The sequence below is a fragment of the Streptomyces sp. NPDC086554 genome (genome assembly GCF_040686095.1).
GTDB lineage: Bacteria > Actinomycetota > Actinomycetes > Streptomycetales > Streptomycetaceae > Streptomyces.
The window spans coordinates 16708-29439 of sequence record NZ_JBFBJK010000004.1; the positions used below are offsets into that span (position 1 = coordinate 16708).

10 protein-coding genes are annotated in these 12732 nt (G+C 72.8%); 9 read left to right on the forward strand and 1 reads right to left on the reverse strand.

Annotation, left to right across the window (positions count from 1 at the left end):
* Positions 1–467 precede the first annotated feature (467 nt).
* The 8 genes from AB0O76_RS07320 (at position 468) to AB0O76_RS07355 (ending at position 9913) form a co-directional block, all read left to right on the forward strand.
* Positions 468–1634, forward strand: a complete 1167-nt coding sequence (locus AB0O76_RS07320) for a glycosyltransferase (RefSeq protein WP_365486397.1) — start codon at positions 468–470, stop codon at positions 1632–1634.
* Complete coding sequence (locus AB0O76_RS07325) at positions 1631–3115, forward strand: sugar transferase (RefSeq protein ID WP_365486399.1); 1485 nt, start codon at positions 1631–1633, stop codon at positions 3113–3115. Before AB0O76_RS07320 ends, AB0O76_RS07325 begins: the two co-directional genes overlap by 4 nt.
* Positions 3116–3140: 25 nt before the next feature.
* Positions 3141–4472, forward strand: coding sequence for an O-antigen ligase family protein (locus AB0O76_RS07330; RefSeq protein WP_365487073.1), 1332 nt, complete (start codon positions 3141–3143; stop codon positions 4470–4472).
* Complete coding sequence (locus tag AB0O76_RS07335) at positions 4469–6157, forward strand: lipid II flippase MurJ (RefSeq protein ID WP_365486401.1); 1689 nt, start codon at positions 4469–4471, stop codon at positions 6155–6157. Before AB0O76_RS07330 ends, AB0O76_RS07335 begins: the two co-directional genes overlap by 4 nt.
* Positions 6158–6224: 67 nt before the next feature.
* Entirely contained in the window at positions 6225–6938 is a 714-nt protein-coding gene (locus AB0O76_RS07340; RefSeq protein ID WP_365487075.1) for a polysaccharide deacetylase family protein, read from the forward strand.
* Positions 6935–8131 carry a glycosyltransferase gene (locus AB0O76_RS07345; protein WP_365486403.1) on the forward strand — a complete coding sequence of 399 codons (1197 nt, stop codon included), beginning with the start codon at positions 6935–6937 and terminating at the stop codon, positions 8129–8131. The genes AB0O76_RS07340 and AB0O76_RS07345 overlap by 4 nt, the downstream gene beginning before the upstream one ends.
* 7 nt (positions 8132–8138) lie before the next feature.
* Positions 8139–8801 (forward strand): lipopolysaccharide biosynthesis protein, encoded by a 663-nt coding sequence (locus tag AB0O76_RS07350; RefSeq protein ID WP_365486405.1) that lies wholly within the window; start codon positions 8139–8141, stop codon positions 8799–8801.
* Complete coding sequence (locus tag AB0O76_RS07355) at positions 8801–9913, forward strand: GNAT family N-acetyltransferase (protein WP_365486407.1); 1113 nt, start codon at positions 8801–8803, stop codon at positions 9911–9913. The genes AB0O76_RS07350 and AB0O76_RS07355 overlap by 1 nt, the downstream gene beginning before the upstream one ends.
* Before the next feature lie 27 nt (positions 9914–9940).
* On the opposite strand, the gene AB0O76_RS07360 is transcribed toward AB0O76_RS07355, so the two are convergent.
* Positions 9941–11239, reverse strand: coding sequence for a glycosyl hydrolase (locus AB0O76_RS07360; protein WP_365486409.1), 1299 nt, complete (start codon positions 11237–11239; stop codon positions 9941–9943).
* A 130-nt stretch (positions 11240–11369) separates the two neighbouring features.
* On the opposite strand from AB0O76_RS07360, the gene AB0O76_RS07365 reads away from it, so the two are divergent.
* Entirely contained in the window at positions 11370–12692 is a 1323-nt protein-coding gene (locus AB0O76_RS07365) for an ATP-grasp domain-containing protein (protein ID WP_365486411.1), read from the forward strand.
* Positions 12693–12732 lie beyond the last annotated feature (40 nt).

Sequence of the window (12732 nt, forward strand, 5' to 3'; positions counted from 1 at the left end):
GTGGACCCAAAGGGTGATCTGCGGCCGCGGGGTTAACGCGGCGGCCTCCGGCCGGTGTTCCCGGCGGGCCGTGGACGCGCGGTGCCTCACGAATCCGACACGCTTGTCAGCCTTCCTGGATAAATTCAGAAAGCGGCTAGTGTTGCTCTCCTCCTGAAGCCATTTGGCAGAACGAGTGCGGGAAGTTTACGAGGCTAGTGTGGCCTTCGCATTTCAATTCTCCCTCCTGGTTCGGAACCTTTCCCGAAAGGGCAACGCCGGTCATGCGTAATTCCCTGGGCCCGCTTCTGCGCCGTGTGATGCTGTGCGCCCCTTCCAACTCCAGCAGCGGCGAGGTGTGTCAGGGCGATCGGCGCGGGTCTCTACACGGTGGCGCGGGTCAACGTGGCGATGTTTCCAACGCGGCGAACCCCGATGTCGACGCGAAGCGGTAGCGCACCTCCTTCCCCCTGAGCAAGGCGCCGTGCATGCAACAGTCATCAACTCCCCTCTGGCCGCGGGTCCTTCACGTCACACAGCCCGTCGACGGCGGAGTGGCCCGGGTGGTCACCGACCTGGTGGGGTCCCAGCTGTCCGCGGGGATGCGGGTCGACGTGGCCTGCCCGGACGGCGGCCGCCTCGCGAGGGCCGTGCGGGGCCTCGGCTGCGGCATCCACCGCTGGGAGGCGACGCGCTCGCCGGGGCCGTGGCTCCCTGACGAGGTGCGCCGCATCGCCCGTATCGTCGACGAGCTCTGCCCGGACGTGGTGCACGCGCACAGCGCCAAGGCGGGGCTCGCGGCACGCATCGCCGTCCGCGGCCGGCTTCCCACGGTGTTCCAGCCGCACGCGTGGTCCTTCGAGGCGGTCGGCGGTGTCACCGCCCAACTCGCCCTGAAATGGGAGCGGTTCGGGGCGCGGTGGGCCTCGCACGTGGTCTGTGTCAGCGAGGCGGAGCGGCGTACCGGGCAGCGTTCCGGGATCGCCGCCCGCTGGTCGGTCGTCCCCAACGGGGTGGACGTCGAGCGCTTCGGGCCCGGCGACGCCGATGCGAGCCGGGCCGTGCTCGGGCTCGACGAGGTCATCGCGCCCGGGGCGCCCCTGCTGGTGTGCGTGGGGCGGCTCTGCCGGCAGAAGGGACAGGACGTACTGCTGCGGGCCTGGGCGGCGGTCGCTCGGCGGTTGCCGCACGCCCGGCTCGTGCTGGTGGGGGACGGGCCCGATGGACCCGCGCTGCGCCGCCAGGCGCCCCCGTCCGTGCTGTTCGCCGGGGACATCGAGGACGCCGCGCCCTGGTACCGGGCCGCCGACCTCGTCGTCCTGCCGTCCCGGTGGGAGGGCATGGCGCTCGTACCGCTTGAGGCCATGGCCTGCGCGCGCCCGGTCGTGGTCACCGATGTGGACGGCGCGAGCGAGAGCCTGCCGCCCGGACTCGTGCCGCACGGCCTGGTCCCCGCGGAGGACCCCGGGGCCCTCGCGCGGGCCCTCACCGGTCTGCTCGGCGACCGGCAGCTGTGCGCGGCGCTCGGCCGCCAGGCGCACTGCCACGTACGGAACACCCACGACGTGCGGCACACCGCGGACGCTGTCGCGGCCGTGTACCGGGAGCTGCTGGGCGTGGGTCCCACCGAGTGCAGGGAGTCCATCAAGCCGTGAGTGCGGAACGAAGCGTCGCCACCCCTGCCGCGCAGCCACGGGCCGCGGACCGAGCGGGCGCCGCCGCATCGATCGTCCATCCCCGCGCGGCCGGGCGAAGCCTGCGGACGACCATCGGCCCCGGCTCATCCGCGCGTCGCCCCGTGGCCTTCCCGCTGCTGGCCGCCGACTGCGCCGCGGCCCTGCTCGGCGCCCTGCTCCTCGCCGCTCCGCAGCGCCACCCCCTGCTGGTGGCCGTGCTGGTCGTCGGCGTGACCAGCCTGAACACCCGCGCCGCGCTGTACCGCAGGGTGGCCGTGCCCTCCGCCCTCGACGAACTGCCCGCGCTGGCCTGGCAGATCGCGGTGACGTGGGGCGCGGCCGGGCTTCTCGCGGCGAACTTCTCCGCGTTCGAACCGGTCTCCCTCGCCACCCTGGCGTCGGCGGCCGCCCTGCAGTGCGTGCTCAGCTGTGCCGGGCGCGGCGCCGTATACCTGCGGGCGCGCCGTGCGGTGCTCCGGCAGCCGCGACCGGCGCTCGTCGTCGGCCCCGGTGCCGTCGCGCGCCGGGTGGCCGACGCGGTGCTTCGCCATCCGCAGGCCGGGGTGCGGCCCGTGGGCATCGTGGGGGATGCGCAGTGCGAGCGTCCTGAAGCGGCGGAGGGTGCCGAACTGCCGGTGCTGCGCACGCTGGAGGAGCTGCGCCGCGCGGTCATCCAGAACAGCGTGCGGACCGTGCTGGTCGTCGGGCCCGACCCAGGCCCGGAGCAGATCGGCTGGCTGCGGTCGCTGAGCGCGTCGGGCTGTGATGTCTGGGCGGTCGACGCGACACAGCCGCCGGGGTACGACGCGCCGGGCCGCCGGTACCGCTCGGGGCGCATCGCCGGGTTCCCCTGCCGCCCGCTCGCACCGGCCGGGCAGCGGCACCACAGCGTCAGCAAACGCGGCCTCGACCTGGTGACGTCCGGGATCCTGCTGTTCCTGCTCAGCCCCGTCCTGCTGACCTGCGCCGCCGTCCTGCGGTCCAGCGAAGGACCCGGAGTGATCTTCCGTCAGGAGCGCATCGGCAGGGACGGGCGGCCCTTCACCCTGCTGAAGTTCCGCACCCACCGTCCCGCCGATCCGCACGAGGCGGCCACCCGGTGGACCGTCGCGGGCGAGCAGCACATGAGCGGGTTCTGCCAGTTCCTGCGCCGTACCTCGCTCGACGAGCTGCCGCAGCTGTGGAACGTCCTGCGGGGCGACATGAGCCTGGTCGGTCCGCGCCCCGAACGCCCCTATTTTGTGGCCAAGTTCAGCCAGATGTATCCCGGCTACGCGGAACGCCACCGCATGCCGACCGGCATCACGGGCCTCGCGCAGATCCAGGGTCTTCGGGGCGACACCTCGATCGAGGACCGGTGCCGCTTCGACAACGCCTACATCGACAGCTGGTCGTTCTGGCAGGACCTGTGCATCCTGCTCCGGACCGCGGCCTCCCTCGTACGCCCGTCAGGGAGTTGACCCGGTGAACAGCGCGTCGATCAGCATCTTCCCGCCCGGCTCACCGGCCGCCGCGATCTCGGCGGCACTGCGCTGGGCGGCGCCCGTGCTGCCGGTCGTGCTGCCGGTCATGCTGCTCGCGCTGCCCGTGCCGTCGAGCGGCGCCGAATCCGGGGGCGGCGCGATCGCCGACGCCGCGTCCGGTCTCGTGGTGCTCTGGTGCGTGGCCCACGCCGTGCGCACGGCGCGGCGGCCGCTGACCCGGACCGCCGCCGTCGTGCTCGGCCTTCCCGTGCTCGGCATCGCGGCCGCCGCAGTCGGCGCGGGCACCGTGTCCGCCGGGACGACCGGCCTGGTGCGCTACCTCCAGATCTTCGTCCTGGTGCCCGCTGCCGTCCTCGTACTCGTCAGGGACCGCCGCGACTTCCGCCTGGTGGCCTGGTCCCTCATCGGCCTTGCCCTGTGGCAGGGCGCGCTGGGCGTGTACCAGTACGTCACGGGCACGGGCGCCACCTACATGGGCTCGGACATCCGGGCCGTGGGCACCTTCGGCTCTTCCGACGTCATGGGGATGGCGACCGTCGTGTCGTACGGAGTGGTGTGCGCCCTCGCCCTGGCGCTCGGCCCGGCGCCCTTGAAGCAGCGGCGGGCGGCGGCGATCTGCGCGCTGCTCCTGATCGTCCCCCTCGCGCTGTCCTTCAGCCGCGGCGCGTGGATCGCCACGGCCGTGGCGTGCGGCGCGCAGCTGGCGTTCGCGGGAGTGCGGCGGGCACTGCGGGTGCTCACCGCCGTCACTGCCGCAGCGGTCGTACTCGTCGGCGGGTTCGGGATCGGCACCGCGATGCTGCAGGAGCGGATCACCAGCATCACGCAGGTGACCGACGCCCCCGACCAGTCGGTCACCGACCGGTACACGATGTGGGCGGCGGCCGTGGACATGTGGCGCGACAAGCCGCTGACCGGCGTCGGGCTCAAGGCGTTCCCCGACCACCGCGACAGCCACGCGTCTCTGGCCCTCTCCTCGGGCAGCGACACCGGCGGCGCGGGCGGGGAGTTCCGCCGCCAGCCGCTGCTCTCCCCGCACAACATGTATCTCCTCGTCCTCAGCGAGCAGGGGCTGCTCGGCCTGTGCGCCCTTGCCGGCAGCTGGCTCGCCTGTCTCGTGCTCGGGCTGCGACGCCTGGCGCAGGTGCGCGGCGGCCCTGGCGGCGGCCTGGACTGCGCCCTGGTCGCGTGCGGGCTGCTCGTGTGGCAGCTGGTGGACTTCGCGTACGCCGACATCGGCGGCCCGTCGACGGTCCTGATGGCGGTCGTCCTCGGGCTCGTCGTCTGGTGGGCGCTGTCCCGGCGGGCGTTGGCCGGTGAGGTCCCGCGATGACGTCGACCGCCCGCTCCGTGGATGCCGCCCCGGCGGGCAAGCTGCCCGCCCCTGCCGCCGAGGCGGCGCCTCCCAAGGGCTCCGACCCCTCCAACGGCTTTCTCGCCAAGGCGGCCCTTGTCACCGCCGTGCTCACCGTGGCCGGGGCGGTGCTCGGGCTCGGGCGCGACCAGGCGCTTGCGCACTTCTTCGGCGCGGGCTCCGAGACCGACGCCTTCCTGGTCGCGTGGACCGTGCCCGAGGTGGCCACCACGCTGCTCATCGAGGACGGCCTCGCGTTCGCCCTCGTACCGGCCTTCAGCATGGCCCTGGCCCGCCGCCGCAGCGTGCGGGAGGACCCGGTGCGGGCGCTCGTGGCCGCCACGCTGCCCCGTCTCTCGCTGGCGTTCGCGGGCGTCGGTCTCGTCCTGATGGCGAAGGCGCCGCACCTGGTGGCGCTGCTCGCACCGGGCCTGCCCGACCCGCGGCTCGCCGTGGACTGCACCCGCCTCACCGCCACCTGCGCCCTTAGCTTCGGCCTCGCCGGCTACTGCAGCGCGGTGCTGCGGGCGCACCGCAGGTTCGTGGCGCCCGCCGCCATCTACGTCGCCTACAACGTGGGCATCATCGGCACCGTGCTCGTCCTCGACGGGCGCGGCGGCGTCCGGTCCGCCGCCCTTGGTGTCGCGGTCGGCGGCGTACTGATGGTCGCCGTGCAGGCGCCCTCGCTCTGGTGGCAGCTGCGGCGGCGTCCGGCGCTCACGCCGGGCGGTACGGCGAGCGGTACGGCGACGGGCGACGCGGCGGCCGCGCGGCTGATGAGCGGCGCGCTCATCGCCACCGTGCTGCTGTTCGCGCTGTGCCGGCAGTCGCAGGTCCTCATCGAGCGCTTCCTCGCGTCGTCCCTGCCCGCCGGGGCCATCTCGCACCTCAACTACGCGCAAAAAGTCGCCCAGGTGCCGATGATCCTCTCCCTGATGCTGTGCACGGTCACGCTCCCGGTCGTCGCGCAGGCCCTGGCCGAGGGCGACGTCAAGCGGGCCAGATCCCGCGTCGAACGCGATCTGGGCCTCGCCTCGTGCGTCGTGCTGCTCGGCACCGCCGTGGTGATCGCGTGCGCGCCGCAGATCATCCAACTCCTGTTCCAGCGCGGGGCGTTCACCCCGGCCGACACCACGGCCACGGCGGCCGTCATGCGCGTGTACGCCCTGGGGCTCATCGGCCACACGCTGGTGGGGGCGCTGGTCCGCTCGTACTTCTCCGGCCATCGGGTCACGTGGTACCCGCTGGGCGCGATGGCGGTGGGGGTCGCCGCGACGGCCGCCATCGGCAGCCGGGCCGTGGACCTGTGGGGCGTACGCGGCATCGCGCTCGCCAACGCGACAGGCATCAGCCTCACGGCGATCGTGCTGCTGTGCGGGATGGGGCCGAGCAATGTGCCGATCCGGGTCCGCCGGGTCCTCGCCGAACTGGTCAAGCCGGCGGCCGCGATGGCGTGCGCCACCGGATTCGGCGCGGCCGTGTCGCTGCGCGTCGCGTCCCCGCCGGTCGGTGTCGCGGCCGGGAGCCTGACTGTCGCAGGTGTCTTCGCGCTGGTGCTCTGGGTGCTGCGGGCCAAGTCCTTCAAACCCGTCGCCCGTTCCATCCGTTCCGTCATCCGTTCCGTCGTCCGTTCCGTCACACGAAAGCGCTCGCATGTCCGCTGACGCAGCACTGGGTGAGACGCCCCGGACACCCCGCCCGCGTCGCGTGCGGCTGCTGCCCGAGGCGCCGATGTGGGTGGCCATGTACCACTCCGTGGACGACTGCGTGGACGATCCCTACGAGATCACCGTCCCCACCGAGCGCCTGGCGGCCCAACTGCACTGGCTGCGGCGGCAGGGCCTGCGCGGCGTGAGCATGACGCGGCTCCTCGACGCGCGCGCCCGCGGCGAGGGAAGGGGCTTGGTCGGCCTCACCTTCGACGACGGGTACACCGACTTCGTCGACCACGCGCTGCCGCTGCTTCACCGGTACGGCTTCGACGCCACCGTCTTCGTCCTGCCGCGCAGGCTGGCCGGCGAGAACGCCTGGGACCCGCTCGGCCCGCGCAAGCCGCTGCTCGACGCCGACGGCATCCGGCTCGCGGCCGCCGAGGGGATGGAGGTCGCCTCGCACGGCCTGACCCACGTCGACCTCACGCTGGCCGACGACCGGGTGCTGCGGCAGGAGACCAGCGGCAGCCGGGAGGCCCTCGCCGAGCTCGTGGGCCGCGAGGTGGAGGGCTTCTGCTATCCGTACGGAACGGTCGACGCGAGGGTCGTCAACGCCGTGCGCGAGGCGGGCTACCGCTACGCGTGCGCGATCTCCCCCGGCCCGCTGACCGGGATCCACGCCCTGCCGCGTGTCCACGTCGGCCGGCGGGACACCGCGCTGCGGCTGCACCTGAAGCTGCGCCTCAACCGGTTCCGCCGCCGCGCGGTCCGAGAACCGGCGGTGACCGAGTGAAGGCCCTGCACATCATCACCGGCCTCGGCGTGGGCGGCGCGGAGCAGCAACTGAGGCTGCTGCTACGGCACTTGCCCGCCTCCTGTGACGTCGTGACCCTCACCAACCCCGGCCCGGTCGCCGACGGCTTGACGGCCGACGGAGTGCGCGTCATCCACCTGGGCATGTCCGGCAACCGTGATGTGGGCGCGCTGCCCCGCCTCGTGCAGCTGATCCGGGGCGGCGGCTACGACCTGGTGCACACCCACCTCTACCGCGCCTGTCTGTACGGGCGGATCGCCGCGCGCCTGGCGGGGACCCGGGCGGTCGTGGCCACCGAGCACTCCCTGGGCAACTCCCAGATGGAGGGCCGCCCCCTGACCGCCGGTGTCCGCGCCCTGTACCTGACCGGTGAGCGCCTCGGGCGGGCCACCGTGGCGGTCTCGCCGTCCGTCGCCGAGCGGCTCAGCCGGTGGGGCGTGCCCCGGCGGCGCATCCATGTCGTACCGAACGGCATCGACGTCGAGCGCTTCCGCTTCGACCCGCGGGCCCGGATCGCCGTCCGCCGCCAACTGGGCCTGCCGGACGACGTGTTCGTGGTCGGCGGGGTGGGGCGGCTCGCGGCGGGCAAACGCTTCGACGTCCTGCTGCACGCCCTGGCCGCGCTGCCCGGTGACGTACGCCTGCTGCTCGTCGGCGGCGGCACTGACGAGGCCAGGCTGCGCGCGACGGCGCATGAACTGGGCGTCGCAGAAAGGGTGTTGTTCGCCGGGGAGCGCCCGCACCTGGCCACGGGCACGGCCACGGGCACGGGCGCTGACGTGGAGGGCGCCGACCTGCCCGCGCTCCTCGCCGCGATGGACGTTCTCGCATCGCCCTCGCCGGAGGAGGCCTTCGGCCTCGCCGTGGTGGAGGGCCTCGCCGCCGGTCTACCGGTGCTCTACGTCAGGTGCCCGGCCGTCGAGGACCTGCCGCCGGGCGCGTCCTGCGGGGCGCTGCGTGTCCAGGGGGACCCGGATACGTTCGCCCGGGCGCTCATGCGGGCCCGGGACGCGGGGCCGCGGACGCGGCTGCCGCTGGACGCCGCGCACCACTACAGCATCACGCGCAGCGCCGATCAGCTGATGCGTGTGTACGAGACAGCTGCCTCTGGCCCGACCCCGAGACGCCCGACCTCGAGACGCCCGACCCGTGACGCCCGACCCCGAGAGTGAGTTCCCGATGACCGAAACCCTCAAGAGAAGGCACCGCCCGGCAGGACCGCCCGCCACGGTGCTCGGCCGCGTCAAGCGCCTTCCCGCGTGGTGGTTGCTGCCGGTGGGCGCGCTGGCCGGCGTCATCGCCGGTGGCGCGTACGGTGTGGTGAAGACACCGACGTACACGGCCACGAGTTACGTGATCGCCGTGCCGCAGGAGAAGTCCGACCCCACCGCGGCACTCGGCTTCGCCCAGGCGTACGGCCGCGTCGCCACCCAGCTCGCGGTGCTCGGCGACGCCCAGGTCGAGTCGGGGGTCTCGCCGCAGACGCTGCGCGACAGCGTGCAGGCGGCCACCTCGCCCGACGCGCCGATGATCTCCATCTCGGCGACCGCCGCCAAGCCAGGCAAGGCGCGCGACATCGCCAACGCGGTGTCCCGGTCCCTGACCAACAACGCCAACCACACCAAGGACAGCACGCAGGTACGGCTGCTCCAGCTCTCCCGGGCGATCAAGCCGGCGGCCCCCGCGTCGGCGGCACCGCCCATGACGGCCCTGGTGGGCGCAAGCGCGGGCGGCCTGCTCGGCGGCCTCGCCCTACTCGTACGGCCCCGGCGCACCGAGGACCCGGTGGCGGCGCCCGTGCCAGGACCCGCGCAGGCCGGCGATCTCGACCGGGAGCGGTGATGGCCCCGCACGGCCCCGCCCTGACCGTCGAAGTCTGCGCGGACCAGGAGGAGTTCGGTGGGCTCGCGGCGGCCTGGGCGCGGCTGCACCGCCGGTGCCGGACGGCGACGCCCTTCCAGAGCCATGCGTGGCTGCACTCGTGGTGGCTCTCCTACGGCAGGCGCGGACGGCTGCGGGTGGTGCTCGTGCGCAGGGACGGCGAGCTCGTCGCCGCCGCGCCGCTGATGCGGACGTATCTGCCGCTCCCGGCGCTCGTGCCGCTGGGCGGTGCCATCTCCGACTTCACCGATGTGCTCCTCGACGACGAGTTCGTGGACGAGGCCTCGGAGGCGCTCGCCGGCGGTCTGTCGAGGCTGGCCCGCGGCGCGCTGATCGACTTCCGCGAGGTCAGGTCGGGGGCAGCCGTGGAGCGGATCTACGAACGGTGGCGAGGGCCCCGGCTGCGCCTGACGGACTCGCTCTGCCTGGAGCTGCCCGCGGCTTCCATGGATGAACTGCTCGGCCGGCTGCCCACCCCACGGGCCCAGCGGGCGCGCGCCAAGATCCGCAAGATGGACGCACTGGGCGTCGAGTGGCGGATCGTACACCATGACGAGGTGGACGCCTCGGTGCGGACGCTCCTTCATCTGCACCAACTCCAGTGGCAGGGACGGAAGGTGACGTCCGAGCACCTCCAGTCGCGGTTCTCCGAGCACCTGATCAGGTCGGTGGGCCTCATGGTCAGGGCGGGCGACGCGGTCGTCACCGAGTTCCGGCTCGACGACGCCGTGGTCGCGGCCGATCTGACCCTGCTCTCGCCCGGCCTGGTCGGCGGCTATCTCTACGGCGCGCATCCGCAGCTGCGGGAGCGGAAGGTCGACGTGGCGACGATGCTCCTGAACGCCTGCACGGAGCACGCGGAAGGCGACCGCGCCCGGGTGCTCAGCCTGCTGCGCGGCAACGAGCCGTACAAGCACCACTGGCGGCCCGAGACGGTCACCAACCACCGTTTCCTGCTGGCCCGCCGCCGCACCGTCCCCGTGCTGCGGGCGGCCGCCTGCGACGCGGCCGCCCGCAGCCGCTGCAAGGAGTACCTGCGCCGGCGGGAGGAGCGCGGTGGTGGCGGTTCCTGAGCCGCGCCGCCACCGCGCGATGCCCGATCAGCGGCGGCTCCACCAGTCGAGGCGCATGCACAGCTTGCCGCCGAGCCAGTACTCGACCCAGTCGCCCAGCTCCAGCGGGGAACAGTTGGGCGGATGCGTCGGCGCGACCGGCTGCGTCGGCTGCGGGGCCGGCCCGGTGTCCTTGCGGCCGAAGAGCAGGGACCGGTAGGCCTTGGACGCCTTGGGGTTGTCCTCGCACTGCCACACGCCGTGCGGGCAGTAGTCGGTGACGGTGTTGTAGAGCGGTTTGTGCTTGTCCATCCAGACGAGCATTTTCCGCATGTACTCCTCGTTGTCGCCGTTGCGGAAGAGACCCCACTCGGGATACGAGATCGGCTTGTTGCGGGCAGCGGCGAATTCCACGTGCTCCTGCAGCCCGTACGGCTCACTCACCTGCTCGGCGAAGGACTGGCCCGCCGGCTGGTCGTAGGAGTCCATGCCGATGATGTCCACGACATCGTCGCCGGGATAGCACTGCGTCCACGGAATGGCGTCGCGGCCCCGGCTCGGGGTGAAGTCGAACTTGAACTTCTGGCCCGGCACCGAACGCATCGTGGTGATGATGCGTTTCCAGTACTGCTTCCAGGACTCCGGGTCGGGACCGCATCGGTGGGTGTACGTGGTGCCGTTCATCTCCCAGCCCAGCACGATGACCGTGTCGGGAACCTTCAGCTTCACGAGGCGTTCGGCCAGGGTGCGGAAATGCTCGTCGAAATCGCCCGCGGCGCCCTTGCGGAGCTGCGAGCGTACTTCCCAGTCACCGACATTTTCCTCGTTGCGCTCCAGCATGGGGACATTGAGCACGAAGAGCCGGTCGTCCTTCTCCAGGCGCCACTGCGCCCAGTTCTCCAGGAAGTTCGGAGCACCCTCGATATTGCTCCACACGTCACCCGGCAGATAGGTGTGGCCGACGCGCAACTCCGCGCCGCCCAGCCAGGTGCTGAGCTCCGCGATCCGCTCTACGCCCTCGGGGCCGTAGTCGAGATAGGCGCCGAACGCCGGGCTCCGCTCCGCCGGGTCGGGTGCGGTGGGGCTCGGCGGGACGGGCGGCGTGGGGGCGGCGGGCGTCGAGGTGGGCAGCACGGCCGGGGACGGCGACGCGGGCGGTGCGGGCAGTGCGGGCGGGGACGGTGCGGGCATCGTCGTCGGCAGCACGGGGCGGAGGACCGGCGGATCGGGCTCCTGCCCGGCTCCCCACGCGTATCCCGGGCCGATCGCGAGCGCCGCCGACATGACGATTCCGGTGGCGATGAATACCGGCCGTTTCCTACTGGGCCGGTGTCTTTGCGGGTTCATGGCGGCTCCTCATGACGCTCCTCCATCCACTGACACTCAGTCATATGTATTTCTATTACGCCAATCGGGCCGTTAATCCTCCGGGCGTGCCCATCGCCCGCATGGGGGATCGAATTGAGAGGATTTGGCGGTGCTGACTCTCGACACCCGGGTCCCCGCGGTTCTGCTGCGGATCGACCGGAATCCCTTTCATCACGGCACGCTCGGCGCTGTTCGGTCACTGGGCCGTGCGGGAGTGGAGGTGCACGTGGCCGCCGCCGATTCCGGGCGGAGCCCCGTCAGCAGATCCCGCTATCTGCATCAGACCCACCCTGCGCCGCCGCCGGACGCATCGCTCAGGGAGATCTCCGCGGAATTGCGCCGCGTTTCCCGTCGCGTCGCGCGCCCCGCCGTGCTCATTCCGATGGACGACGCGGGCGCCCTCGCCATCGGGCATCTGCAGCAGGAACTCGCCGATTTCTATCTCCTGCCCGACCAGGCGAGCGGACTCGCGGAGCGGGTCGCCGACAAGGCGACGCTGGCCGAGATGTGCGAGACCGTCGGCATCCCGCACCCGGTGACGCTCCTGCCGCAATCCGCCGCACAAACGGCCGCCGCCGTACGGCAATTGGGTCTCCCCGTGGTGGCCAAGTGGAGCCGACCGTGGCGTGTCCCCAGCGGGGCGGGGCTGCGCAGCACCGTCCTGGTGCGCTCGGTGGGGGAGGCGCAGGAGCTGTACCGGCGCAGCGAGGAGGCGGGCAGCCGGCTGCTGCTCCAGGCCTTCCTGCCGAACGGGCCGGGACGCGACTGGTTCGTACACGGATACGTCGACCGGACGGGCGTCGTGCGCGGCGGCGGCTCGGGCCGCAAGCATCGCTCCTGGCCGCGGAGCGCGGGCCTGACGGCGGTGGGGCAGTGGACGCCGGACCCGGACCTCAAGGCCGACACGGAGCGGCTGATCGGCACGCTGGGCTACCGGGGCATCTTCGACCTCGACTTCCGGGTGGACGCCGCGACGGGCGAGCACTGCCTGCTCGACTTCAACCCGCGGCCCGGCGCCCAGTTCCGGCTCTTCGCCGACGGCGCCGACCTGGACGTCGTACGCGCCCTGCACCTGGACATGACGCACCGCCCGCTGCCGTCCGCCGCCGTCCTTCCGGGGCGCTCGTTCGTGGTGGAGAACTACGCGCCGCTGTCCGCGCTGCGGGCCCTGCTGCGGGCGGGCCCCGCGGCCACCGCGACGTACCGCCGCGAGCTTGCCTGGCTCGCCCGCGACGACCTGGCGCCCGCGTTCGCCATGGGGGTGCTGTGGTGCCGCCATGTCACGCGGCGCGTGCTCGGCCGGCTGCGGCGGGCGGTAGGCCCCGAGGCCCCGCCCAGGCAGCCGGAAGGCACCTGCGCCGAGGAGGCCCGGAGCGAGGACGCCCGGACCGACCATGCCCGGACCGACGACGAGAGAGCGAGCAGTTGCTGATGTATGACCTGTTGGTTGTCGGGGCGGGGCCCTACGGCCT